The organism is Jannaschia faecimaris, assembly GCF_900107415.1.
In the GTDB taxonomy this organism is placed as follows: domain Bacteria; phylum Pseudomonadota; class Alphaproteobacteria; order Rhodobacterales; family Rhodobacteraceae; genus Jannaschia; species Jannaschia faecimaris.
This window is the reverse complement of record NZ_FNPX01000004.1, coordinates 146,547-169,387: the sequence shown is the minus strand read 5'-3', so window position 1 is coordinate 169,387 and position 22,841 is coordinate 146,547. Positions and strand designations below refer to the sequence as shown.

Annotated in this window: 21 protein-coding genes and 1 pseudogene; 16 read left to right on the top strand and 6 right to left on the bottom strand. The window is 63.1% G+C overall.

Features of this window, described 5'->3' with window-relative positions:
- The first annotated feature begins 3 nt into the window (after positions 1–3).
- The 4 genes from gyrA (at position 4) to gluQRS (ending at position 6,122) form a co-directional block, all read left to right on the top strand.
- Positions 4–2,775 (top strand): DNA gyrase subunit A, encoded by a 2,772-nt coding sequence (gyrA, locus tag BLV27_RS06695; RefSeq protein ID WP_092644171.1) that lies wholly within the window; start codon positions 4–6, stop codon positions 2,773–2,775.
- Between the two features lie 175 nt (positions 2,776–2,950).
- Positions 2,951–3,805, top strand: a complete 855-nt coding sequence (locus BLV27_RS06690; protein ID WP_092644169.1) for a LysR family transcriptional regulator — start codon at positions 2,951–2,953, stop codon at positions 3,803–3,805.
- A gap of 149 nt (positions 3,806–3,954) precedes the next feature.
- Positions 3,955–5,307 carry a methylenetetrahydrofolate--tRNA-(uracil(54)-C(5))-methyltransferase (FADH(2)-oxidizing) TrmFO gene (gene trmFO / locus BLV27_RS06685; protein ID WP_092644368.1) on the top strand — a complete coding sequence of 451 codons (1,353 nt, stop codon included), beginning with the start codon at positions 3,955–3,957 and terminating at the stop codon, positions 5,305–5,307.
- The gene (gene gluQRS, locus BLV27_RS06680; protein ID WP_092644167.1) at positions 5,304–6,122 is read left to right on the top strand and encodes a tRNA glutamyl-Q(34) synthetase GluQRS; all 819 of its coding nucleotides are present in this window, start codon (positions 5,304–5,306) and stop codon (positions 6,120–6,122) included. The genes trmFO and gluQRS overlap by 4 nt, the downstream gene beginning before the upstream one ends.
- A gap of 179 nt (positions 6,123–6,301) precedes the next feature.
- Here the strand turns inward: gluQRS and BLV27_RS06675 are convergent, their stop codons facing one another.
- Positions 6,302–7,462: a M20 aminoacylase family protein gene (locus BLV27_RS06675; protein WP_092644165.1), complete on the bottom strand. Its 1,161-nt coding sequence runs from the start codon at positions 7,460–7,462 to the stop codon at positions 6,302–6,304.
- 56 nt (positions 7,463–7,518) lie between these two features.
- Here BLV27_RS06675 and mazG point away from each other — a divergent pair, with 56 nt between their 5' ends.
- The 11 genes and pseudogenes from mazG to BLV27_RS06615 all read left to right on the top strand — a co-directional run bounded on the left by mazG (position 7,519) and on the right by BLV27_RS06615 (position 17,980).
- The gene (mazG, locus tag BLV27_RS06670; protein WP_092644163.1) at positions 7,519–8,349 is read left to right on the top strand and encodes a nucleoside triphosphate pyrophosphohydrolase; all 831 of its coding nucleotides are present in this window, start codon (positions 7,519–7,521) and stop codon (positions 8,347–8,349) included.
- Positions 8,350–8,395: 46 nt separating this feature from the next.
- Positions 8,396–9,433: an extracellular solute-binding protein gene (locus BLV27_RS06665; RefSeq protein ID WP_425283647.1), complete on the top strand. Its 1,038-nt coding sequence runs from the start codon at positions 8,396–8,398 to the stop codon at positions 9,431–9,433.
- 109 nt (positions 9,434–9,542) lie between these two features.
- A complete protein-coding gene (locus BLV27_RS06660) occupies positions 9,543–10,481 on the top strand; it encodes a nucleoside hydrolase (RefSeq protein ID WP_092644159.1) in 939 nt (312 codons plus the stop codon).
- A 31-nt stretch (positions 10,482–10,512) separates the two neighbouring features.
- Complete coding sequence (locus tag BLV27_RS06655; protein ID WP_092644157.1) at positions 10,513–11,901, top strand: protein adenylyltransferase SelO; 1,389 nt, start codon at positions 10,513–10,515, stop codon at positions 11,899–11,901.
- A 36-nt stretch (positions 11,902–11,937) separates the two neighbouring features.
- On the top strand, positions 11,938–12,345 hold the full coding sequence (locus tag BLV27_RS06650) for a Fur family transcriptional regulator (RefSeq protein WP_092644155.1): 408 nt from the start codon (positions 11,938–11,940) through the stop codon (positions 12,343–12,345).
- 75 nt (positions 12,346–12,420) lie between these two features.
- Positions 12,421–12,702 carry a PilZ domain-containing protein gene (locus BLV27_RS06645; protein WP_092644153.1) on the top strand — a complete coding sequence of 94 codons (282 nt, stop codon included), beginning with the start codon at positions 12,421–12,423 and terminating at the stop codon, positions 12,700–12,702.
- Positions 12,703–12,730: 28 nt separating this feature from the next.
- On the top strand, positions 12,731–13,609 hold the full coding sequence (locus tag BLV27_RS06640) for a DMT family transporter (protein ID WP_092644151.1): 879 nt from the start codon (positions 12,731–12,733) through the stop codon (positions 13,607–13,609).
- Between the two features lie 54 nt (positions 13,610–13,663).
- Positions 13,664–14,941 (top strand): phosphopyruvate hydratase, encoded by a 1,278-nt coding sequence (gene eno, locus BLV27_RS06635; protein WP_092644148.1) that lies wholly within the window; start codon positions 13,664–13,666, stop codon positions 14,939–14,941.
- 504 nt (positions 14,942–15,445) lie between these two features.
- Complete coding sequence (locus BLV27_RS06625; protein WP_244504571.1) at positions 15,446–16,291, top strand: DMT family transporter; 846 nt, start codon at positions 15,446–15,448, stop codon at positions 16,289–16,291.
- Positions 16,288–16,713, top strand: a complete 426-nt coding sequence (locus BLV27_RS06620) for a cupin domain-containing protein (protein ID WP_092644142.1) — start codon at positions 16,288–16,290, stop codon at positions 16,711–16,713. The genes BLV27_RS06625 and BLV27_RS06620 overlap by 4 nt, the downstream gene beginning before the upstream one ends.
- 18 nt (positions 16,714–16,731) lie before the next feature.
- Positions 16,732–17,980, top strand: a pseudogene (locus tag BLV27_RS06615) (cation:proton antiporter).
- A 64-nt stretch (positions 17,981–18,044) separates the two neighbouring features.
- Here BLV27_RS06615 and BLV27_RS06610 read toward each other — a convergent pair.
- The 5 genes from BLV27_RS06610 to BLV27_RS06590 all read right to left on the bottom strand — a co-directional run bounded on the left by BLV27_RS06610 (position 18,045) and on the right by BLV27_RS06590 (position 21,909).
- Entirely contained in the window at positions 18,045–18,662 is a 618-nt protein-coding gene (locus BLV27_RS06610) for an HNH endonuclease (RefSeq protein WP_244504570.1), read from the bottom strand.
- Positions 18,663–18,923: 261 nt separating this feature from the next.
- Positions 18,924–19,580: an alpha/beta hydrolase gene (locus BLV27_RS06605; RefSeq protein ID WP_092644137.1), complete on the bottom strand. Its 657-nt coding sequence runs from the start codon at positions 19,578–19,580 to the stop codon at positions 18,924–18,926.
- Complete coding sequence (locus BLV27_RS06600) at positions 19,577–20,212, bottom strand: DNA-3-methyladenine glycosylase family protein (protein ID WP_244504569.1); 636 nt, start codon at positions 20,210–20,212, stop codon at positions 19,577–19,579. The genes BLV27_RS06605 and BLV27_RS06600 overlap by 4 nt, the downstream gene beginning before the upstream one ends.
- Positions 20,187–20,906, bottom strand: a complete 720-nt coding sequence (locus BLV27_RS06595) for a precorrin-6A/cobalt-precorrin-6A reductase (protein ID WP_170831377.1) — start codon at positions 20,904–20,906, stop codon at positions 20,187–20,189. Before BLV27_RS06595 ends, BLV27_RS06600 begins: the two co-directional genes overlap by 26 nt.
- A complete protein-coding gene (locus BLV27_RS06590; protein WP_092644366.1) occupies positions 20,896–21,909 on the bottom strand; it encodes a cobalt-precorrin-5B (C(1))-methyltransferase in 1,014 nt (337 codons plus the stop codon). The genes BLV27_RS06595 and BLV27_RS06590 overlap by 11 nt, the downstream gene beginning before the upstream one ends.
- An 84-nt stretch (positions 21,910–21,993) precedes the next feature.
- On the opposite strand from BLV27_RS06590, the gene cobA reads away from it, so the two are divergent.
- Positions 21,994–22,839: a uroporphyrinogen-III C-methyltransferase gene (gene cobA, locus BLV27_RS06585; protein ID WP_092644131.1), complete on the top strand. Its 846-nt coding sequence runs from the start codon at positions 21,994–21,996 to the stop codon at positions 22,837–22,839.
- The last annotated feature ends 2 nt before the right edge of the window (positions 22,840–22,841 follow it).

Genomic DNA, 22,841 nt, shown 5'->3' with positions numbered 1-22,841 from the left:
CGAATGAACGACGAGCCGCAAAACCCTGAAAACGAAGACGAAACCCCCAAGCGCCAAGTGATGGCGCATGCGGGGCCTCAGGTATCGATCATCGACGAGATGCGAACGTCCTTTCTGGATTACGCGATGTCGGTAATCATTTCCCGCGCGATCCCTGACCTGCGCGACGGGTTGAAGCCGGTCCACCGCCGCATCCTCTATGCGATGCACGAAACCAGTAATACGCATGACAAATCTTATCGCAAATCGGCGCGCCCTGTCGGTGATGTGATGGGCAAGTACCACCCGCACGGCGACTCCGCGATCTATGAGGCGCTGGTGCGGATGGCGCAGAATTTCTCGATGTCGCTGCCGTTGCTGGACGGTCAGGGCAACTTCGGCTCGATGGACGGCGATAATGCGGCCGCCATGCGCTACACCGAGGTGCGGATGGACAAGCCCGCCGCCTACCTGCTGGCCGATATCGAAAAAGACACCGTCGACATGGTGCCGAATTACGACGGCAAGGATACCGAGCCGTCGGTTCTGCCGGCGCGCTTCCCCAATATGCTGGTCAACGGGGCCGGCGGCATCGCGGTCGGCATGGCGACCAATATTCCGCCTCACAACCTGGGCGAAGTGATTGACGCCTGCCTGGCGCTGATCGAGAATCCGGACCTGACGTCGGAGCAATTGATCGAGTATGTTCCCGGCCCGGATTTCCCCACGGGCGGTATCATCCTGGGCCGAACCGGCATCCGCAAAGCCTACCTTGAGGGCCGGGGCAGCGTCATCATGCGCGCCAAGACGCGGGTCGAGGAGATCCGGAAAGACCGATACGCCATCATCCTTGATGAGATTCCCTACCAGGTAAACAAGGCCACGATGATCGAAAAGATCGCCGAGGCCGCCAAGGAAAAACGGATCGAGGGCATTGCCCACGTTCAGGACGAATCTGACCGCGTCGGCGTTCGCGTCGTGGTCGAGTTAAAGCGGGATGCCACTGCCGAAGTCGTTTTGAACCAGCTGTTCCGTTTCACGCCGATGCAGACCAGTTTCGCGTGCAACATGCTTGCGCTGAACGGCGGTCGCCCCGAACAGCTTACCCTGCGGGCCTTCCTGACCGCGTTCCTGTCGTTCCGCGAAGACGTGATTGCACGGCGCACCGCCTACGAGTTGCGCAAAGCGCGCGAGCGCAGCCATATCCTCTGCGGTCTGGCCGTCGCCGTCAGCAACGTGGACGAAGTGGTACGCACGATCCGTGCCTCCGCCGATGCGGCCGAGGCCCGAAGCAAACTAATGGAACGCCGCTGGCCCGCCGAGGAAATCGCGCCTTTCATCCGCCTTATCGACGACCCCACGCACACGATGAACGACGATGGCACCTACAACCTTTCGGAAACACAGGCCCGCGCCATACTGGACCTGCGCCTGCAACGTCTGACCCAGATCGGCGTCAAGGAAGTCACCGACGAGCTGGAGGAGCTGGCAGGCAAGATCAAGGAATACCTTGAAATCCTCGGCTCTCGCGCGCGCATCCTTGAAATCATCTCGGCCGAACTTGCGGAAGTCCGCGATCTATTCGCCGTGCCGCGCCGCACCGAGATCACCGACTGGTCCGGCGACATGGACGACGAGGATCTGATCGAGCGGGAGGATATGGTCGTGACTATCACCTCCTCGGGCTACGCCAAGCGCACGCCGCTGGCCGATTTCCGCGCGCAGAAACGTGGGGGCAAGGGCACCGCAGGCATGGCGACGAAGGAAGAGGACGTTGTCACCACCCTCTTCGTGGCCAACACGCATACGCCGCTTCTGTTCTTCACGACCGACGGGATGGTTTACAAGCTCAAGACGTGGCGCTTGCCGCAGGGCGGGCGCACCGCCAAGGGCAAGGCGCTGGTAAATCTTCTTCCAATCGAGACGGGGACAGGCATCGCCGCAATCATGCCCATCGACCGGGACGAAGATCACTGGGATGAACTGCAGGTCGTGTTCTGCACCGACCATGGGACCGTGCGGCGCAACAAGCTGTCGGATTTCGCCAACGTCATGCGGAACGGCAAGATTGCGATGAAGTTCGAGGGCGAGAACGAGGGCTGGAAACTAATCAACGCCCGTATCGCGTCGAACGATGATGACGTTATGCTGGTCTCGCGGTCCGGCCGGGCGATCCGGTTCCCGGCGACAGACGTTCGGGTCTTCAACTCCCGCGCCTCGACGGGTGTTCGCGGTATCCGTCTGGGGAAGGATGATGCCGTGGTATCGATGGCCGTCATCCGTCACTTCGATGCGACGAGTGATGAACGTGCCGCCTACCTCAAGATGCGCCGCGCGATGGCCGGCCTGGCCGATGATGCGGAAATGGACACCGACGAGGAAGGAGATGCCAACGCATCCCTGCCCCAGGAGCGTTATGCCGAGATGTCCGCACACGAGGATTTGATCCTGACCATCACGGAAGGCGGCGCAGGCAAGCTGTCATCCTCGCATGACTACCCGGTTCGTGGACGCGGCGGCATGGGTGTGGGCGCACAGGACAAGGCGGCCCGTGGCGGCCCGATCGCGGCATCCTTCCCGGTGGAAATGGATGACCAGATCATGCTCGCCACCTCGACCGGCCAATCGATCCGATGCCCGGTCGACGGTATTTCCTTCCGGTCGCGCAGCGCGGGCGGGGTCAAGGTCTTCAATACGAAGGCTGGCGAAAGGGTGGTGACCGTTGCCCGTGTCGCGGACAAACAGGATGATGTTGAGGTGTCACCGGACGATGCAACCGATACAACTCCGGAGTGATGCAGATCAGTACCAATCTTGGTTTGGGTTTGCGATCCGGCGATCTGTGGGTTTTCGCTCCGGCGAAGTGGGTGCAAGGTAACACAACCCTAGGGTATTTTTTGGTTTTCAGTTTCCCGCTATTGTTGAGCATTGATTTCGCCTGATCAAGCGTTCAGGTTTCTCGGAGAAGCGCATGACGCTCGATAACTGGGACGACCTGAAATTCGTACTTGCGATGACGCGACATGGCACAATGTCGGCGGCAGCAAGGTATCTGGACACAAATGTCGCGACAGTTTCGCGGCGTCTTGACCGGTTGAGCCATGATCTTGGCGTATCCCTTTTCGAAAAACGGGGAACGGGTTTCGTCGCTACCATCGTGGCCGAACGACTGGCGCTGATTGCAGAAGACCTCGATCACACGTTGCGCGGCGAGATTTCGAGCATGATCGCTGGCGACAAAACCACCCCCATCCCGATCGAGATCGCCGCGCCACCCGCGGTGCACAAACAATTCGTCCTGCCCCGCACCGGGGAGCTTTCTGAGTATCTGCCGCAAGTCATGCTGACGTTGACCGACAAGGTTTTTTCTCAGGGGCTCGGAGAAGCCGACATTCAGGTTCGCATCGGTCGCCCCGAAGGCGGACGCCTGAAGGCGCGCAAATTCTGCGACTATTACCTGCGCGTGTATCACGGTAAGAATATCAAGATGGACGGGGATTGGATCGGCCTGACCCATCGCTATCCGGATGCCGACCTGCTGCGCGACATCTACAAGGAAGCGAAGGCTCAGCCCCGCTACCGGGTAGAGGAAATGCCAATGGCTCTCGACATGGTCTGCGAGACGGGCCTGCCGGGCCTCTTGCCCGACTTCATGGTTCAACCGCACCATAATCTCGTACTGGCCGACCTTCCGGGAAACGCGGTGAAGGGCGAACTCTGGATCACCTACCACGAGACCCGTCACAGCGATGCGACCCTGCGCGGCGTCGTTGACTGGTTCTGCAACTCCAACGGTGCCAGCCCCATGGCCATGGCCAGCGAGTAGGCAAGACAGCTTTCGCATTTTCGAGGGCCAAGGCCTTCTCGGACCTGTTTCGACTGCTGCGAGGCGCTGCGCCGAAACGCCGCCGCCCCATGGCAGATGAATGGTCAAATCCGCTTTCGCGCCGCCGCCTCTCGGCCTATTATGCGGCCATGTCAGAAAAGCTTCATATCATTGGCGGTGGAATGGCCGGGTCGGAGGCGGCGTGGCAGGCCGCTCAGGCCGGAATTCCTGTCGTCATCCACGAAATGCGCCCACGTGTCGGCACCTTCGCCCATCGCACCGGGTCGTTGGCCGAAATGGTCTGTTCGAACTCCTTCCGTTCGGATGACAGCGAACAGAACGCGGTCGGCCTGCTTCATTGGGAGATGCGGGCCGCGGGCGGCTTGATCATGGAGATGGCCGACGCGCATCGCCTGCCTGCCGGCGGAGCGCTGGCCGTCGACCGGGACCCCTTTGCAGAGGCCGTAACCGCCCGCCTGCGCGCCCATCCCCTGATCGAAGTGGTGGACGAGGAAGTCAGCGCCCTGCCCCAGAGTGGCCACTGGATCATCGCGACGGGGCCATTGACCGGTTCCGGCCTGGCACAGGCCATCGCGGATGAGGCCGGTCAGGAAAGCCTGGCCTTCTTCGACGCCATCGCGCCGATCGTGCATTTCGACAGCATCGACATGGACACCGCCTGGATGCAGTCGCGCTACGACAAAGGCGAGACCGAGGAAGAGCGCACGGCCTATATCAATTGCCCAATGACGAAGGATCAGTACGAGGCCTTTATCGATGCCATGCTGGCGGCCGAGAAGACCGAGTTCAAACCGGGCGAGACAGCCGGCTATTTCGACGGCTGCCTGCCGATCGAGGTCATGGCCGAGCGCGGGCGTGAAACGCTCCGGTTCGGACCTATGAAACCGGTGGGCCTGACCAATCCGCACAACCCGACAGAAAAGGCCTATGCCGTTGTTCAGCTTCGCCGCGACAATGCGCTTGGCACACTTTACAATATCGTCGGCTTCCAGACGAAGATGAAATACGGAGCGCAGAAAGAGGTTTTCGGCATGATACCGGGCCTTCAGGACGCGCAGTTCGCGCGGCTGGGCGGTATCCACCGCAACACCTTCATCAACTCGCCCACGTTGCTGGATGCCCAGATGCGCCTGAAGTCCAAACCACACATTCGCTTTGCCGGGCAAATCACCGGCGTCGAAGGCTACGTCGAATCTGCCGCAATGGGGCTGCTTGCCGGGCGCATGGCGGCGGCTGAAATGCGGGGGGCAAGCCTTCCCGAGGTGCCCCAAACGACGGCGATGGGCGCGCTGGTCACGCACATAACCGGCGGTGCCGAGGCCAAGACGTTCCAGCCGATGAACGTAAATTTCGGCCTGTTCCCGCCCGTTTCGGACGCAAAGGGCGGACGCAAGGGCCGGCAGGTCCGCTACAAGATGTACACCGACCGGGCCAAGGCCGATTGGCAGGATTGGCTGGGGGTTCGTCAGGCGGCCGAATGATCACCCGCTTCGCGCCGTCGCCCACCGGGCCGCTTCATCTGGGCCATGCCTGGGCGGCGCTGGTGGCGGCGGATAGGGGCGACATGTTGCTGCGGATCGAAGACATCGACCAGGGTCGCGCCCGCCCCGAATGGGAAGTCGCAATCTACGACGATCTGCACTGGCTTGGCCTGACATGGCCCGAGCCGGTGATGCGGCAGTCGGAGCGGATGGGGGCCTATGGGGCAGCTTTGGACCGGCTGTGGGAGATGGGCGTACTGTATCCCTGCACCTGCAACCGCCGTGATATCCTAGCCGCAGCCTCCGCCCCGCAGGAGGGCGCTCCGCTGATGGGGCCGGACGGAGTGGTCTATCCGGGCAATTGTCGGGGTTCGTCCCGATCCGGCCCCCGCCCGACCGACAGGGCGCTGCGCCTCGACGGCGATTACGTGCCCGATTTTCACTGGACCGAGGATGGACAGCTGCGCAGCATGACTGCCGAGGCGTTCCGCGCTGCGATCGGTGACGTCGTTGTCGCCAGGCGCGATATGGGAACGTCCTATCATCTGGCCGTTACCGTGGATGATGCTGAACAACGCATCGATCTGGTGACACGCGGCGAAGACCTGGCTGAAGCGACGCCGATCCACATCGCGTTGCAATGCCTGCTTGGTCTGCCGACGCCCGACTATCATCATCACGATCTGGTGCGCGACACAGCCGGCAAACGGCTGGCCAAACGTGACGACGCCCGGTCGCTTGCAAGCTATCGCGCGGCGGGCTGGTCGGCGAAGGCGCTGGTGGCGCACCTGCGGAAGAGCCGGGTCGCGCCCTGACAGGTTGGTCACGGCAGGCCCAGCGGGTCGCGCTAAGTCTTCCGCCCTGTCCTCAACGATCGACGCCCCCGACACAGGCGCAACCGCAGGAAACGCCGTGACACAAGCAACAGACAGACCGCACCGTTTGGATGCATGTCATAAGGCGCGCTCCGATCAAGATCGAAGGCCGGAGTGAATTACAAAGGTTGCGCGGTCTCGACCATGCGGGCAAAAAAGCTGGCCCCAAGCGGCGCGATGCTGTCGTTAAAGTCGTACTCTGGGTGGTGCAACACAGGCCCCGTGCCCGCACCCAAAAGCAGGTAAGCCCCCGGCCGCACGTTCAGCATGTAGCTGAAGTCCTCGGCTCCCATTTCCTTCGGCGCATTCGCCGTGACACGCCCCTCGCCCACGACGTCCGCCGCGACGCGGGCGGCGAAGGCCGCCTTTTCGGCATCATTCACCGTTGCCGGATAGCCGCACTCGTACCGGCAGGCCGCGGTCACGTCATAGCTTGCCGCCTGCCCTTCGACGATCTGTTTGAGCCTGCGCTCTACCATATCCTGCACCTTCGGGTCGAAGGTGCGCACTGTCCCCTCGATATAGGCACCACCGGGAATGATGTTGTCCGCCGTTCCCGTGTGAATCTGGGTGATCGACACGACCAGTTCGTCCAACGCGTAGTGGTTGCGCGACACGATGGTCTGAATCGCCTGCCCAATACCCAGTGCCGCGACCACGGGATCCTTGGTATCGTGCGGCATCGCGCCGTGCCCGCCTTTGCCGGTGATGTCGATGTGGAACGTGTCCACTGCGGCCATGATTGGACCGGGCGTGGTGAAAAACTCGCCCTCGGCGTAGTTGGGCGCGTTGTGGATGCCATACACCTGTTCCACCTCGAACCGGTCCATCACACCTTCCTGCACCATGACATCGCCGCCGCCACCGCCTTCCTCGGCCGGTTGGAAAATAAGCGCCACGCGGCCCTTGAAGTTGCGCGTCTCGGCCAGGTACTTTGCGGCACCCAGCAGCATCGTGGTGTGCCCGTCGTGACCGCAGGCGTGCATCTTTCCCTCGGTTTCCGAGCTGTGCTCGACGCCCGAAGCTTCCTTGATGGGCAACGCATCCATATCGGCGCGCAACCCGATGGTCGGGCCTTCGCCGCGCCCCGCGATGATGGCGACAATGCCGGAGGTCGCGATCCCCTCGTGCACCTCGTCGACGCCAAACTCGCGCAGTTTGCCCGCTACGAAACCCGCCGTCTTGGGCAGGTCGAACTGAAGCTCCGGATTGCGGTGCAACCAGCGGCGCCATTCACGCATTTCCGGCTCCATTGCGGCGATCGAGTTGATGACGGGCATGGGGTGTCCTTTCGGCGGGTCTCGGGGCAGACAACACTTCGGACGGAGGAATGCCAATGACCCCCAATTCAAAAGACGACATTTGCACCACCCCGGACGGCGGGTTGCCGCGATTACTGGCAATCATGGAACGGCTGCGCGACCCAGATACCGGCTGCCCATGGGACATCGAACAGGATTTCGGGTCCATCGCGCCTTACACCATTGAGGAAGCCTACGAAGTTGCCGACGCCATCGAACGGAACGCATGGGACGAATTGGAGGGCGAGCTGGGCGATTTGCTGCTGCAAGTCGTGTACCACGCACAGATGGGTCTGGAAGACGGGCGCTTCGATTTCCATTCCATAGCCGAGCGTGTGGCGCAGAAAATGGTCGACCGGCATCCGCATATTTGGGGCGACGGCAACCGGGACAAATCGGCGGAACAGCAGGTCGCGGATTGGGAGGCGGCCAAGGCCAAGGAACGGGCACAGGCAAAGGCGGGCCGCACACTCGACGGGGTTGCGCTCGGATTGCCAGCCCTGCTGCGCGCAGTGAAGTTGCAGAACCGCGCGGCACGTGTCGGGTTCGACTGGCCCGACACATCGCAGGTTCTGGACAAGGTTCAGGAGGAAGCAGCCGAGTTGGTCGAAGCGCGCGACCACCTGAGCAAGACCGAGGTCGAAGAGGAGATGGGCGACCTGCTGTTCGTTGTCGCGAATTTGGCGCGTCATCTGGGTGTCGACCCCGAGGGCGCACTGCGTGCCGCAAACGCCAAGTTCACGCGCCGGTTTGAGTCGATCGAGGACGCACTGGCCGCCGACGGGCGCACACCGGTCCAATCGGACCTGGTCGAGATGGACGCACTTTGGGACGCGGCGAAAGTGCGCGAGAAAGAAACAAAGTAAAAGAGTCGGGATTGACCCGACTAAAATACTCAGAAATATATCCGGCATGAAATCCAAACATGAGGCTTCCATGCTCCGCACTGCCGTTCTGGCCACGACCGCCCTCACTATCGCCACCCCCGCCTTCGCCGGTGAGGTGAACGTTTACTCCTATCGACAGCCCGAGCTGATCCAGCCGCTGATCGATGGGTTTCAGGATGCCACGGGCCACACCGCCAACGTCGTCTACATCGACAAGGGCATTACCGAGCGTCTGGTCGCCGAAGGCGCGCGCAGCCCTGCGGACATGATCTTCACCGTCGATATCGCCCGGCTGTCGGAAGCCAAGGATGCGGGCGTCCTGCAAACCGTGGAAAGCGATCTGCTGACCGCGAACATCCCCGATGCGATGCGCGACGACGACAACCAATGGTTCGGCGTCACGACACGCGCGCGGATCGTCTATGCCAGCAAGGACCGCGTCGCCGAGGGCGAGATCACGACCTATGAAGACCTGGCCGACCCCAAGTGGAAAGGCCGCATCTGCACCCGGTCCGGCACCCATGACTATACCATCGGCCTTGTCTCTGCCGTGATCGAGCACAACGGGCTGGAGGCCACCAAGACCTGGCTGGAGGGCGTGAAGGCAAACCTTGCCAAGGCCCCCGAAGGCAACGACCGCGCGCAGGTCAAGTCGATCTGGGCCGGCGAATGCGATATCAGCCTGGGCAACACCTACTACATGGGCGCAATGCTGGCCGACCCCGAGCAGACGGAATGGGCCAATTCAGTGCGGATCGAATTCCCGACCTTTGCAGACGGAGCGGGCACGCACGTGAACGTATCGGGCGTCGCCATGGTCAAGGGCGCGTCGAACGAGGCCGAGGCGCTTGCGTTCATGGAGTACCTGTCCTCGCCCGAGGCGCAGACAATTTATGCCAACGTTGTAAACGAATACCCTGTCGCCCCCGGCTCGAAGCCCTCGGACCTGGTCGCGAGCTGGGGTGAGTTGACCCCCGATGCCACCGACCTGACCGCCATCGCCTCGCACCGCGCGGAAGCGCTGAAGTTGGTTGAACAGGTGGATTTTGATAGCGGAAGCTAGAGCCTGAAATCGGCTCTCACGGCGGCCTCTTGCGCCCCACGTGACGATATATCCTAAGGATTCGCGCCCCGCTCTGGACAAATCCGGGCGGGGCGCTCTTCTTGCGCCCATGACACAGAAAATCATCATCGACACCGATCCGGGGCAAGACGACGCTGTCGCGATCCTGCTGGCCCTGGCTTCACCTGAACTTGAGGTGCTGGGCCTGACCGCGGTCGCCGGCAATGTGCCGCTGGAGTTTACCGCCAAGAACGCGCGCATCGTCTGCGAGTTGGCTAAACGCCCCGATGTACCCGTGTTCGCCGGATGCGACCGCCCAATGGCGCGGGACCTTGTGACGGCTGAACATGTGCACGGCAAGACCGGTCTTGATGGTCCGCAAATGGCCGACCCGACAATGCCATTGCAAGACAAGCACGCCGTCGACTTCATCATCGAAACCCTGCGCAATGAGGCCCCCGGCACTGTAACGCTCTGCCCACTCGGGCCACTGACCAACATTGCCACCGCGTTTCAGCGCGCGCCTGACATCGTGGAGCGCGTAGCCCGCATCGTCCTGATGGGCGGGGCCTATTTCGAGGTGGGCAACATCACCCCCGCCGCCGAATTCAACATCTACGTCGACCCCGAGGCCGCCAAGGTGGTCTTCGGCGCGGGGGCCCCGATCACGGTCCTGCCGCTGGACGTGACGCACAAGGCGCTGACCACCGCGCCTCGCGTGCAGGCCTTTCGCGACTTGGGCACCCAAGTGGGCCTCATGGTTGCCGCCTGGACCAATTTTTTCGAGCGGTTCGACAAGGAAAAGTACGGCAGCGCCGGTGCCCCCCTGCACGACCCGTGCGTCATCGCCTGGCTGCTGCGGCCCGACCTGTTCACGGGGCGCGAGGTCAACGTAGAGATCGAGGTCGAAAGCCCACTGACCCGCGGCATGACGGTCGCCGACTGGTGGCGGGTGACGGACCGCCCGGCCAACGCGCTCTTCATCGGGGACATGGACGCCGAGGGATTCTTTGACTTGCTGACCGAGCGCTTGCAGCGTCTGTCCTGACGCTGCATTCCTGAACCAAGAGGAAGCCGCCATGTTCACCTTCGACAACAGCTACGCGCGCCTGCCCGAGCGGTTCTACACTAGGATGGAACCGTCGCCCGTACGCGCGCCCGGCTGGGTCGCGCTGAACGAAGGCTTGGCGCGCGAACTGGGCTTGGATCCCGTCGAACTCCGCAACTCGCTGGACGTGTTCGCCGGGAATGCCGTGCCAAAAGGCGCGGCTCCGCTGGCGCAGCTTTATGCGGGGCACCAGTTTGGCGGCTGGTCCCCGCAACTGGGTGACGGTCGTGCAATCCTGCTGGGAGAGCACGTGTCGGGCGATCGCAGGGTGGACGTGCAACTCAAGGGCTCGGGGCCGACTCCCTACAGCCGGATGGGCGACGGCCGGTCGGCACTGGGCCCGGTGATCCGCGAATATGTCGTCTCCGAAGCTATGCATGCGTTGGGCGTGCCCACCACGCGGGCGCTGGCCGCAGTGACGACGGGCGAAACCGTCTTGCGACAGGAAGGTCCCATGCCAGGCGGAATCCTGACCCGCATCGCATCCAGCCACATTCGAGTCGGCACGTTTCAGGTCTATGCATCGCGCGATGACACCGACGCATTGCAGGCCTTGCTGGACCACGCGATTGCGCGCCACGCCCCGGAGGCGGAGGGGCAAATGGGCCTGCTGCGGCACGTCATGGCGGCGCAGGCGCGGCTGGTGGCAACATGGATGGGCCTGGGATTCATTCATGGCGTGATGAACACTGACAACATGACGATCTCCGGCGAAACCATCGACTTCGGTCCCTGCGCCTTCATGGAGTCCTATCACCCCGACACGGTTTTCAGCTCGATCGACACCGGCGGGCGCTACGCCTGGAAGAACCAGCCCGATATCGCCATCTGGAACCTTGCCCAACTGGCGACGGCGCTGCTGCCCCTCATGGGGGAGCGCGCCGCCGCCGTTGATGAAGCGACCGAGGTTCTGGACGGGTTCCGCGACCTCTATGCCGCCGAGTGGACGCGCGTCATGGCGGCCAAGATCGGCATGGACGACATGGCCCTCGCCATGGAACTTCTTGATATCATGGCCGAGGGCCAGGCGGACTTCACCAATACCTTCCGCGCCCTCACGGATGCGCCCGACACCGCCCGTGACCAGGTACTCAACCGGGAACGGTTCGACGATTGGCTGGCGCGCTGGCGGGAAAAGGGCCCCGATCAGGCTGCCATGGCTCGTGCCAATCCAGTCGTCATCCCGCGCAATCACCGTGTGGAGGAGGCCATCGCGGCGGCCTACACAGGCGATTATGCGCCGTTTCATGCGCTGAACGCCGCATTGGCCGACCCCTGGCGCGCGAGCGACGCGAACGCATCCTACCGCGTCCCCGCCGCGGCACACGAACGGGTCATGCGCACCTTCTGCGGGACTTGAGATTGCCCCGCCCCCGTGGCGGGGTTAGGGACAGGAATGACGAAAACGATCCTGAACCGCTGCGAAGCCCACGGGCTGCGCGTGACCGGCCAGCGCCGCACCATCGCGCAGGTGCTCGATGAATCCGCCGACCATCCCGACGTCGAGACGATTCACGCCCGTGCCAGCGCGATCGATTCCAACATCTCGGTCGCGACCGTGTACCGGACGGTCAAGCTGTTCGAAGAATCAGGCCTGCTGGAACGCCGTGAGTTCGGCGACGGGCGCGCGCGCTATGAAGACGCGGAGCGTGAACATCACGATCACCTCATCGACGTGCAGACCGGTGAGGTGATTGAATTCGTCGACCCCGAGATCGAGGCCCTGCAGGAAAAGATCGCCCAACGTCTGGGCTATGACCTCAAGGGGCATCGGCTGGAGTTGTTCGGGACGCGCCGAAAGTGACAGGAACTGCCGCGCTCAACCGCTTGTTAACGGATCATAGGGTAGTCTGCCGGGACTTAGTCTCGGAGGTCCGACATGCAGTACCGATCCCGCCGAATTCCATCAGATTCGGATATTACCCTCATCATCAGCGGTCTGAAGCTGACCGTTCGCTTGCTCGACGTGTCCGAGACCGGACTGAAGGTTGCGTTGGCGCAAGCCTTTCCGAGCGGTACCGCGGTGACGGTTCAAGCAGCCCGTTTCGATCTGTCAGGAATTGTGCGCTGGAGTACCGAAAAGGAGACCGGTATATTGCTGTCGGGGCCATTAAAAAGCGACCAGCAAGCGGAACTCGCCGGGATGAGCTGGGCCGCCTGATTCCTCCCGACGCGACAGTACACCACCCATGACCGACACGATGCGGGGCGCGGCCATGATGGTCGGTGCCATGGCCTGCTTCGCGGTGGAAGACGCCCTGATCAAGGGACTGTCCGCAACATTCTCATCAGCGCAGATCATCTGGATGCTTGGTCTGGGCGGTGCGATGGCGTTTGCAATATGGCTACAGGCGACCGGCAAGCGCGCGTGGTCTCCGCTCTATCTGCATCGCCGGGTTCTGCTGCGGTCGGGATTCGAGGTATTCGGTACGCTCTTTTTCGTATCATCGCTGGCATTGATCCCCCTCGCCCTCGCGTCCGCCGTAATCCAGGCGACACCACTGGTCGTTGCCATGGGGGCCGCACTGTTTCTCGGGGCCACGGTGGGCTGGCGGCGGTGGTTGGCGATCACTGTCGGCTTTACTGGCGTTCTTGTAATCATCCGCCCTGGAGCCGCATCCTTCGAGCCGGCGACCCTGTTGGCGCTGACTGGAATGCTCGGGTTGGCGGCGCGTGACCTTGCAACCCGAACGATGCCGCGCGAGATTTCTGGGGCTCGCCTGTCGCTCCACGCTTTCGGGGCGCTGGTCCCCACAGGCCTTGGACTGCAAATTCTGCTCGGGCTGGAATTCCTGCGGCCTGATCTGGCTCAGCTTGGCATCCTGGCACTGTGCGTGGGGATCGGGATGCTAGGCTATCTTGCCATCGTGGGCGCGACGCGGCTGGGCGACATCAGCGTTGTCTCATCCTTCCGATACTCCCGCATGTTATTTGCGCTGATCGTGGGCGGGATCGCCTTTGGTGAACGGCCCGATCTCTGGACCCTTGTCGGCGTATCAATTGTTATCGCTACCGGCCTTTATACCTTGATCCGCGAGGCACGCCTGCGGAACGCTTCCCAAGCGTAATCAGACGGGTTAGACCGGCGACGATAATTCAAGCCAACCCCGCCGGAGGCCTCCATGTTCACAATCACCGACATCCACGCGCGCGAAATCCTCGACAGCCGAGGCAACCCGACGGTGGAGGTCGACGTCTTCCTCGAGGACGGAACGATGGGCCGCGCGGCGGTTCCTTCCGGTGCATCGACCGGTGCCTATGAGGCGGTGGAGAAGCGCGATGGCGACAAGTCGCGCTATAAGGGCAAGGGCGTATTGCAGGCCGTCGAGGCAGTTAACGGCGAAATTGCTGATGCCATATCTGGCTTCGATGCAACCGAGCAGGAAGCCATCGACGCGGCCATGATCGAACTGGACGGTACAGAAAACAAGGGCCGCCTGGGGGCCAACGCCATCCTCGGCGTCTCCATGGCCGTGGCCCACGCCGCTGCCGACGCCTCGGCCCTGCCCTTGTTCCGGTATGTCGGTGGCACGAGCGCACGCGTCCTGCCTGTCCCGATGATGAACATCATCAATGGGGGCGAACATGCGGATAACCCGATCGACATCCAGGAATTCATGATCATGCCCGTCTCGGCCACGTCCATCGCCGAAGCGGTGCGCATGGGCTCGGAGGTGTTCCACACCCTCAAGGGTGAGTTGTCGGCCGCCGGTCTCTCGACCGGACTGGGCGACGAGGGCGGCTTTGCGCCCGATCTGCCGTCCACCCGCGAAGCCCTGGATTTCGTGCTCAAATCGATCGAAAAGGCTGGCTACAAGCCCGGCGATGACATGATGCTGGCTTTGGATTGTGCGGCCACCGAATACTACAAGGACGGCAAGTACGTCCTCTCGGGCGAAGGAAAGACGCTGACTTCGGATGAGAACGTCCAGTATCTCAGTGATCTGGTCCGCGACTACCCGATCCTGTCGATCGAGGATGGCATGTCCGAAGATGACTGGGACGGTTGGGTCGCCCTTACCGAAGCTTTGGGCGACAAGGTGCAATTGGTCGGCGATGATCTGTTCGTCACCAACCCGATCCGCCTCGCCGACGGCATCGCAAAGAAGGCCGCGAATTCGCTGCTGGTGAAGGTCAACCAGATCGGCACGCTGTCCGAGACACTGGAAGCCGTGTCGCTGGCGCATCGCAACCGTATGACCTGCGTGATGTCGCACCGCTCCGGCGAGACAGAGGATGCGACCATTGCCGACTTGGCAGTCGCCACCAACTGCGGTCAGATCAAAACCGGTTCCCTCGCGCGTTCCGACCGGTTGGCCAAGTACAATCAGCTGATCCGCATCGAGGAGATGCTGGGCGAGACGGCTGTCTATGCCGGGCGTTCCATCCTCCGCGGGTGAACAAGGGGGGTGCGTTCCTTCCGCGCCTTGTGTCGATCCGAGCCAATGCTAGCCTCCGTCAGGATTGGGGATGTTCGATGGGGTCACCAAGACATGGTAGAGTTGGAAGTCGGATGGTTGACAGCATTCTGCACGGCTCCGTCGCAATCGGAAAAAGTCGCGTCCGATACCAAGTCTCATTTCTTGGGAGGGCGGGCCCGGCCATGCCGCACTATGATCCAATCACGTGCTCCAGTTCGTGTTGCGCCGTCTTGTCGACGATGCCTTCTTCTGGAAGGTCGTTGCACGCGTGCGTGGGAGCAGCCACGTGACCGCACAACCCTGCGCCCTGCTGCGGACAGATAGACGGGTTTTGAAACCGCGAGACCACCGCAGTTGCGTTGCCGCGCCGGGCACCACGCTCGTCCTGCAAACGTCCGCCCAATGACCGCACCTGCATCTGTCTCCTTGCTCCCCGGTCGGCAGTTGGTTGCGGCTGACCGGCCCGTTCTTGGCATGACCCTAATGCTGGGATTTTGCGCACTCGCCCCGCTCAGTGATGCGACGGCCAAGATTCTTGCCGAAGACTTTCCGATCCTGCAACTGGTGGCGGTCCGCTTCGTTGTTCAGGCGGCGGTGCTGATCCCTCTCGTCTCGCTGACGCGGCGCAGTTGGCGCATGTCGCCTCTCGGCTGGCGACTGACGGGGTTACGCACGGTGCTTCAGGTGGCGGGTATCTGGCTGATGACCAAGGCGCTGACCTTTCTGCCGCTGGCAGATGCCATCGCCATCGCTTTCGTCATGCCTTTCATCCTGCTGCTGATGGGTCACTTCATCCTTGGCGAGGAGGTCGGGCGACGTCGCTTGGCCGCCTGCGGCGTCGGGTTTCTGGGAACCCTTATGGTCATGCAACCAAGCTTCGCAGCAGTCGGCTGGGCGGTTCTGTATCCGTTGGGGGTGGCCTTCGTTTTCGCGGCTTTCATGCTGGTGACGCGCCGCATCTCGGGCGAGGCCGACCCGATCGCTATGCAGGGCGCGTCGGGCGCGATGGCGGTGATCGGCCTCGGGCTGGTTTATGCGGTCAGCCCGGACACGAGCGCATTGGCGCTGGTGGTGCCAAAGGTGCAGGCCTTGCCCTTGCTGCTGGCGATGGGCCTTCTGGGAACGACGGCGCATCTGCTGATGACCTGGTCGCTGCGCTTCGCCGCCGCCTCGACCCTGGCACCGATGCAATACCTGGAGATTCCGGTTGCGGCCCTCATCGGGTTGCTCCTGTTCGGCGACTTCCCGAACGCCCTTGCGATGGCCGGGATCGCCGTGACGATCGCGACCGGACTCTACATTCTCTGGCGTGAACGGAGCAGCGCATGACGTCGGACGAGATCATCGCCCGGCTGGAACTGGCCCCGCACCCCGAAGGCGGATTTTTTCGTCAGACGTTCCAATCCGACGCACTGGACGGGATGCGGCCGGCGGGCACGGCGATCCTGTTCCTGTTACAAGACGGACCGGGGAGCCATTGGCACCGCGTCGACGCGGACGAGTTGTGGTTCTGGCACGCGGGCGCGCCGCTGATCCTTTCGATCGCGGCCACGGATGACGGCCCGGCGACGGATCACCTGCTGGGTCCCGACATGGATGCGCACAGCTTCCAAGGCCTCGTCCCGCGGGACCACTGGCAGGCGGCGCGCACAACGGGCGACTGGACGCTGGTCAGCTGCACCGTCTCGCCCGGATTTCAGTTCGGAGGATTCACCCTGGCCCCGCCCGATTTCGACATTCCCCGAACATGAAGGACGGCGCTTGATCCAATGGATTTCCTTCAAATCGTATCTCTCCTTCTGGTTCTGGCGGCCGGGTTCGGGGCCATCAACTATCTGGTTCTTAAACTGCCGTCGGCCATCGGCATCCTGATCGTCGCATAGGCCGCCAGCATGGGTGTCATGGTGGTCGACCTGATCGCACCGGACCTTGGCGTCGCCGATACGGTTCGTAGTCTCGTGGAGAATATCGGCTTCTCGGACGCCTTGCTGGAGGGGATGTTAGGCGCTGCTGTTTGCTGGGGCGCTGCACGTGAAGGTCGCGGACCTCAAGCGCGAGTGGGCGCTGGTCCTCTTGATGGCGACGGTCGGCGTCGGCCTTTCGACAGTGATTGCGGGATTCGGCTTCAGCTGGATCACCGGTGCGCCCTTGTTGATCGCGCTGGTTTTCGGCGCACTGATCTCTCCGACGGACCCGGTTGCGGTGTTAGGGGTGCTTCGCGCCGCCGACCTGCCCAAGACGCTGGAAACCAAAATTGCAGGCGAGTCGCTGTTCAACGATGGCGTCGGCTATGTCGTCTTCCTCGTCTTGGTCGGCATCGCCTTCCCGACGGGCGACGCGCATGGTTCCGGCCTGTCCGGGGCAGCGCTCCTTTTTATTCAGGAGGCTTTCGGCGGCGCGATCCTAGGCGGCGCGCTTGGCTGGTTGGCCTTTCGGATAATGCGCCGGATCGACGCCCCCCCGCTGGAGGTTTTGATCACGCTGGCGCTGGCCTTCGGGGGCTACCAGCTGGCCGTCTGGCTGCATGTTTCGGCCCCCATCATGGCCGTCATCGCGGGCCTTCTGATTGGCGACGTCGGCAGCAAGTACGGTATGTCCAAGGACACGCGCGCCCACGTGAACACCTTTTGGACGCTGGTGGACGAGATCCTGAATGCCGTCCTGTTCTTGCTGATCGGGGTTGAGGTGTTCGCCGTCGCCTTCGACGCCAGTTATGTCTTCGCAAGCATCGCAGCGATCGGGTTGCACCTGATCGCGCGGTTCACTGCAGTTATCGTGCCCGTCGCGCTCCTGAAACCATTCGGACCCAATTTCGAGGAAGGCATCATCGGAACCATGACCTGGGGCGGCCTCAAGGGCGGGATCTCGGTCGCGCTGGTGCTGGCGCTTCCCGACAACGAATGGAAGACGCTGATGCTGACCTGCACCTATGTCGTTGTATTGTTTTCAATTATCGTTCAGGGCCTTACGGTCGCGAAGCTGGCTTCGCGCCTCGGCGACACACCTGACTTGATGTGACGTTGTTGCGCCACCTGGGGTCGTCAAAGCCCATTGGCGCATCGGCCCGCGCGGGTGACGGCCTTCACGCCTCCAGTTCGGCATCCCAATACAGATAATCCATCCAAGAGTCGTGCAGATGATTGGGTGGAAATTTCCGGCCCATGTTCATCAACTGCGCGGCACCCGGCTGTTTCGGTGTTTTCCGCAGGTGGAACCCCACCTGCTTCAGCGACTTGGATCCCTTGCGCAGGTTGCACCGCCCGCAGGCCGCGACCACGTTCTCCCAGCTGGTTACGCCACCGCGCGCACGGGGCACCACATGATCGAAGGTCAGGTCGCCTTTGGACCCACAATACTGGCAAGCGAATTCATCGCGCAGGAACAGGTTGAACCGCGTGAAAGCCACGCGCCGCTGCGGGGCCACGTAATCCTTAAGCACGACGACGGAGGGTATGCGGATCGTCGTCGTGGGAGAGCGCACCACCTCCTCGTATTCCGAAACGATGATGACACGGTCCAGAAAGGCTGCCTTCACCGCATCCTGCCACGGCCAGAGCGACAGCGGATAGTAGGAAAGCGGGCGGTAATCGGCGTTCAAAACCAGCGCGGGAAAGTGCTTCAGACCCGCCGGATCGCGGGTGAATTCGGTTCTGAAATCGGGGCCTGACCCGGTCGAGGCCCCCTGCATTAGAGCGGACATTGGACGCCCTCCAGATAAGGGGGCGACGCGCCAGATCAGCCGGGCGCGCGACCCCTGTCAGAGGTGACTATATATAGACGCCGAACACTGGCAAGACTCAAGATGAGGGCGGCGTTGCGCGGTTCTGGGACGCTCTACCATGCGCGACGGCCAGAAACGGCAGAACGGTCATAAAGACGAATGCAAGGTTGCACCTGACGGCTTCAGTGAGACGAGGCCGACCTACCGCGCGGTGCCGGCAGGTATTTGACCGCTTCAGGATCATTCGAGGCCGAAAACATCCCGCATGAAGGCCAGCGCCACCTGCAGCCCGTCGGGTGCGATACCGTGGCCGGTGCCCTTCATGACGTGTGCATAGACACGGTCGAAGCCCGCGGCCTCCAGCGCCTCGGCCGCCTGGGGGAGCGATTGGATAGGCACCACCTCGTCCGCATCGCCGTGCACCAGCAGGACCGGCGGCTTGGAGATTGCCTCCTCGGACAAGTCCTCGGGCTTGAGCATCCGTCCCGAAAACCCGACGATCCCAGCTAAATTATCGGCACGACGCGGCCCGATGTGCAGTGCCATCATCGTACCCTGACTGAACCCGAACAGGACCGTTTCGGCCGCGGTCACGCCTTCCGCCGCCATGACCTGCGCCAGCCAAACGTTCAATTCGTCCACCGCGCGGTCCATGCCAGCCATCGAATCCTCCTCCGACGACCCGTCGATCCAGGGAATCGGGAACCACTGGTACCCGCCCGGGAGCCCCGCGACGGACTCAGGCGCATCGGGCGCGACAAACGCGGTGTCCGGCATGTGCGGCATCAGGGGATCGGCCAAGCCGATCAGGTCGGCGGCATTCGCGCCGTAACCGTGCAGGAAGATTACCAGGCGTTTGGGCGCGTCCGGCCCCCGGCGTTCGTGGCGCAATGTCATCGGATGCCCTCCCGTTTCTTGGCCTCGGCGTAGTAGGCCCAGAGCAGCCGCGCCGCAACCGCACGCCAAGGCGACCAGTCTTCGGCGATGGCCCGCATCTCTTTCTCCTTGGGGCGATCTGGCAGATCGAGGAGCATCCGCGCCGCCTCCTGCAAGGCCAGATCGTTGGAGGCGAAAACGTCCGCATGACCAAGCGAAAACATCGCATAGATTTCCGCCGTCCATCGTCCCACCCCCGACACCTGCGTCAGCGTCGCAATCACGTCGTCCGTGGGCACACCACGCAAAGCGTCAAAATCGATCCCTGCCTCGGCCAGAGAACGGATATACCTGATCTTTTGACGCGACAGACCGCAGGCGCGCATTTCCTCGTCGGTGGCCTTCAGGGTGACATCCGGCTCATGCAGCGACGCAGCCTCGCAGCGGGCGACGATCGCGTTGGCCGACGCGACCGAGACCTGCTGGCTGACGATCGCCCCAAGCAATGCGCGGAACCCATCCTGTCGCCGGCGCAGCGGCAGCGGTCCGCAAATATCCAGAGCTTCGGCAAAACGGGAGTTTTGGTCGGCCAGCCAGGCCGCGCCCTCGGCCACGTCCGCCTCGGTTTCAATGATCCGCCAGTTTCCGGGCATGGGTACGGACGAAGGCGAGAGCTTGGTCGATGTCATGCGTTTCCTCTCCGCCCGCATGCGCGGGCCGGTCAATGATGTGTACCGCTATGCCCAGATCGCCCGCCGCGTTCAACTTGGCCCTGTCACCGCCCGAGTCCTTGGCCACTAAATGAGTGACCCCCAGAAGGGCAAGCAGCGCACGCTCCTCGCTGTCGGTAAATGGCGGAGCTCCGACGATCCAATTGACCCCTTCCCGCGCCGGGGCCGGGTCGATTCGGCGACAGTGCAGGGTCAGGCCACGGTCTAGGAACGGCTCGACAGTGCCCGGGCCGGTGGCCAGAAACACCGCCGCGCCACTCGGCAGGGCATCCGCGGCCGCTCCTGCATCAGCATGGCGTGTCCAGGTCCAGTCGGGCGCAAAGGGCGCGCGTGCCAGCCGCAGATAGGGAATGTCGCGCTGCCCGCAGATACGCACTGTCCGCCGCGTGATCGCCGCCGCGTACGGGTGCGTCGCATCCAGAACCGCCGACACTCCGTCCAAAGCCGCCACAAACCCGGATGCACCACCAAAGCCCCCCACCCGAGTTGGCACGTGCAAATCGCGCGGAGCCTCCGTCGCGCCCGCCAAGGACGCCAGAACATCCAGCCCGCCGCAGGACGCACAGAGCAGCCGCGCTTCCCGCGTCCCCGCCAAGATCAGAACCTTACCCGTCACGCGCCAGCACATTTCCCGCCCGGTCAATCACCACGATATCAACCTGCGCCTCGATCATTTCCTGGACCCGCGCCCGCGCCTTTTGCGCCACGATCTGCGCCAGATCCGGGACACGCGTGACCGCCTCCAGTGCGGTATTGCAACCGGTCAGATCCTGCCCAGTCCAATCCGATAAGATCGCGAAATCGACTTCGGAGCGGCCCGAATGCAGGTCCATCGCCCCCTGCGCCAGCTTGGTCAACTTGCCGATGCCACCTCCCACGGTGACCCGCTCGATGGGGTGGCGGCGCAGATACTTGAGCATCCCACCCGCGAAATCTCCCATGTCCAGCATCGCATGACCCGGTAGCCTGTGCAGCGCCTGCACGACCTCTTCGGACGTGGCCCCGGTGCAGCCCGCGACATGCGTCAGCCCGTCCGCCCGCGCCACGTCGATGCCCCGGTGGATCGATGCGATCCACGCGGCGCAGGAAAACGGTCGAACGATTCCGGTAGTCCCCAGGATCGACAACCCCCCGCGAATGCCCAGCCGCGGGTTCCAAGTCTTGGCCGCCAGCGCCGCGCCGCCGACAACGGACACCGTTATCTCCACGTCGGGGACACGACCGTATTCGGCGGCCAGTTCGCCCACCACCTCATCCATCATTGCACGGGGCACGGGATTAATCGCGGGCTCTCCCACTGCGATCGGCAAGCCGGGCTTGGTCACCGTGCCCACGCCTTCGCCCGCGCGAAACACCACGCCACCTGTCGACGAGGCGACCGACACCCGGACTTCGGCCCCGTGGGTCACGTCCGGATCGTCGCCCGCGTCCTTGATGACACCCGCCTCTGCCGGCCCGATGCGCAGAATCTCGAAAGACGGTTTTTCACCCTTCGGCAGCGTGATCGTCACCCGTTCCGGCACCGTCCCGCCCCAAAGCCCCGTCAGCGCCGCCTTGCAGGCCGCCGTCGCGCAGGCCCCTGTCGTCCAGCCCCGTCGCAGTTTCGGTGTGTCGCTCATGCGCTCTGATGCCATGCCGCCCGCGCAACGCCAATGGTAGCCTGGCATCTTTCGCTGCCGCAAAAGTCGCGCCATACAGGGAACATGGAAACGCGACTCCCCTCTCATGACTGGCCAGAGCTGCAACGCGGCTGGGTCTGGCTGTGTGGTGCAGGCCCCGGCGATCCGGGCCTTCTGACGTTGCACGCGCTCAACGCGCTGCGGCAGGCGGATGTAATCGTTTACGACGCGCTCGTCTCCGAGGGCATTCTGGAGTGGGCTCCTCATGCGGAGAAAATTTACGCTGGCAAACGCGGCGGCAAACCCTCGGCAAAACAGCGCGATATCTCTCTGCACCTTGTGGACCTTGCCCGCGCGGGCAAACGCGTTCTGCGCCTTAAGGGCGGCGATCCCTTCGTCTTCGGTCGCGGAGGAGAGGAGGCGCAGACGCTGGTCCAGCACGGGATACCGATCCGGATCGTGCCCGGCATCACCGCGGGCATCGCTGGCCTGGCCTATGCCGGCATTCCCGTCACCCACCGCGACGTGAACCAATCGGTCACCTTCGTGACCGGCCACGACCGGATGGGCGACACGCCGACCGCGCTCGATTGGGCGGGCCTTGCGCGGGGCAGTCAGATCATCGTGATCTACATGGGGATGAAGCATATCGGCGACATCGCGGCCAAGCTCATCGCCGCCGGTCGCGCCCCGTCCGAGGCAGTGGCCGTCACGACGACCGCCACCCTGTCCGATCAGCGCACCATCGAAACGACGCTGGCACAGGTGGAGGCCGACATCGCCGCCGCCGGGTTGGAACCACCGGCGATCATCTGCATCGGCATGGCTGTCGCCCTGCGACAGGCGCTTGATTGGCAAGCACATGCCGCCGGCCAGGCCCCGCGCAACCTAGACCCCCTCGACCTTCGCCGCCCGGCCGAAGCGGGCTGATC

What these genes read in the sequence shown, in the direction of transcription:
- gyrA (WP_092644171.1), top strand. Translation starts at nt 4, where the DNA reads ATGAACGACGAGCCGCAAAACCCTGAAAACGAAGACGAAACCCCCAAG.
- BLV27_RS06690 (WP_092644169.1), top strand. Translation starts at nt 2,951, where the DNA reads ATGACGCTCGATAACTGGGACGACCTGAAATTCGTACTTGCGATGACG.
- trmFO (WP_092644368.1), top strand. Translation starts at nt 3,955, where the DNA reads ATGTCAGAAAAGCTTCATATCATTGGCGGTGGAATGGCCGGGTCGGAG.
- gluQRS (WP_092644167.1), top strand. Translation starts at nt 5,304, where the DNA reads ATGATCACCCGCTTCGCGCCGTCGCCCACCGGGCCGCTTCATCTGGGC.
- BLV27_RS06675 (WP_092644165.1), bottom strand. Translation starts at nt 7,462, where the DNA reads ATGCCCGTCATCAACTCGATCGCCGCAATGGAGCCGGAAATGCGTGAA.
- mazG (WP_092644163.1), top strand. Translation starts at nt 7,519, where the DNA reads ATGACCCCCAATTCAAAAGACGACATTTGCACCACCCCGGACGGCGGG.
- BLV27_RS06665 (WP_425283647.1), top strand. Translation starts at nt 8,396, where the DNA reads ATGAAATCCAAACATGAGGCTTCCATGCTCCGCACTGCCGTTCTGGCC.
- BLV27_RS06660 (WP_092644159.1), top strand. Translation starts at nt 9,543, where the DNA reads ATGACACAGAAAATCATCATCGACACCGATCCGGGGCAAGACGACGCT.
- BLV27_RS06655 (WP_092644157.1), top strand. Translation starts at nt 10,513, where the DNA reads ATGTTCACCTTCGACAACAGCTACGCGCGCCTGCCCGAGCGGTTCTAC.
- BLV27_RS06650 (WP_092644155.1), top strand. Translation starts at nt 11,938, where the DNA reads ATGACGAAAACGATCCTGAACCGCTGCGAAGCCCACGGGCTGCGCGTG.
- BLV27_RS06645 (WP_092644153.1), top strand. Translation starts at nt 12,421, where the DNA reads ATGCAGTACCGATCCCGCCGAATTCCATCAGATTCGGATATTACCCTC.
- BLV27_RS06640 (WP_092644151.1), top strand. Translation starts at nt 12,731, where the DNA reads ATGACCGACACGATGCGGGGCGCGGCCATGATGGTCGGTGCCATGGCC.
- eno (WP_092644148.1), top strand. Translation starts at nt 13,664, where the DNA reads ATGTTCACAATCACCGACATCCACGCGCGCGAAATCCTCGACAGCCGA.
- BLV27_RS06625 (WP_244504571.1), top strand. Translation starts at nt 15,446, where the DNA reads ATGCTGGGATTTTGCGCACTCGCCCCGCTCAGTGATGCGACGGCCAAG.
- BLV27_RS06620 (WP_092644142.1), top strand. Translation starts at nt 16,288, where the DNA reads ATGACGTCGGACGAGATCATCGCCCGGCTGGAACTGGCCCCGCACCCC.
- BLV27_RS06610 (WP_244504570.1), bottom strand. Translation starts at nt 18,662, where the DNA reads ATGTCCGCTCTAATGCAGGGGGCCTCGACCGGGTCAGGCCCCGATTTC.
- BLV27_RS06605 (WP_092644137.1), bottom strand. Translation starts at nt 19,580, where the DNA reads ATGACATTGCGCCACGAACGCCGGGGGCCGGACGCGCCCAAACGCCTG.
- BLV27_RS06600 (WP_244504569.1), bottom strand. Translation starts at nt 20,212, where the DNA reads ATGCCCGGAAACTGGCGGATCATTGAAACCGAGGCGGACGTGGCCGAG.
- BLV27_RS06590 (WP_092644366.1), bottom strand. Translation starts at nt 21,909, where the DNA reads ATGAGCGACACACCGAAACTGCGACGGGGCTGGACGACAGGGGCCTGC.
- cobA (WP_092644131.1), top strand. Translation starts at nt 21,994, where the DNA reads ATGGAAACGCGACTCCCCTCTCATGACTGGCCAGAGCTGCAACGCGGC.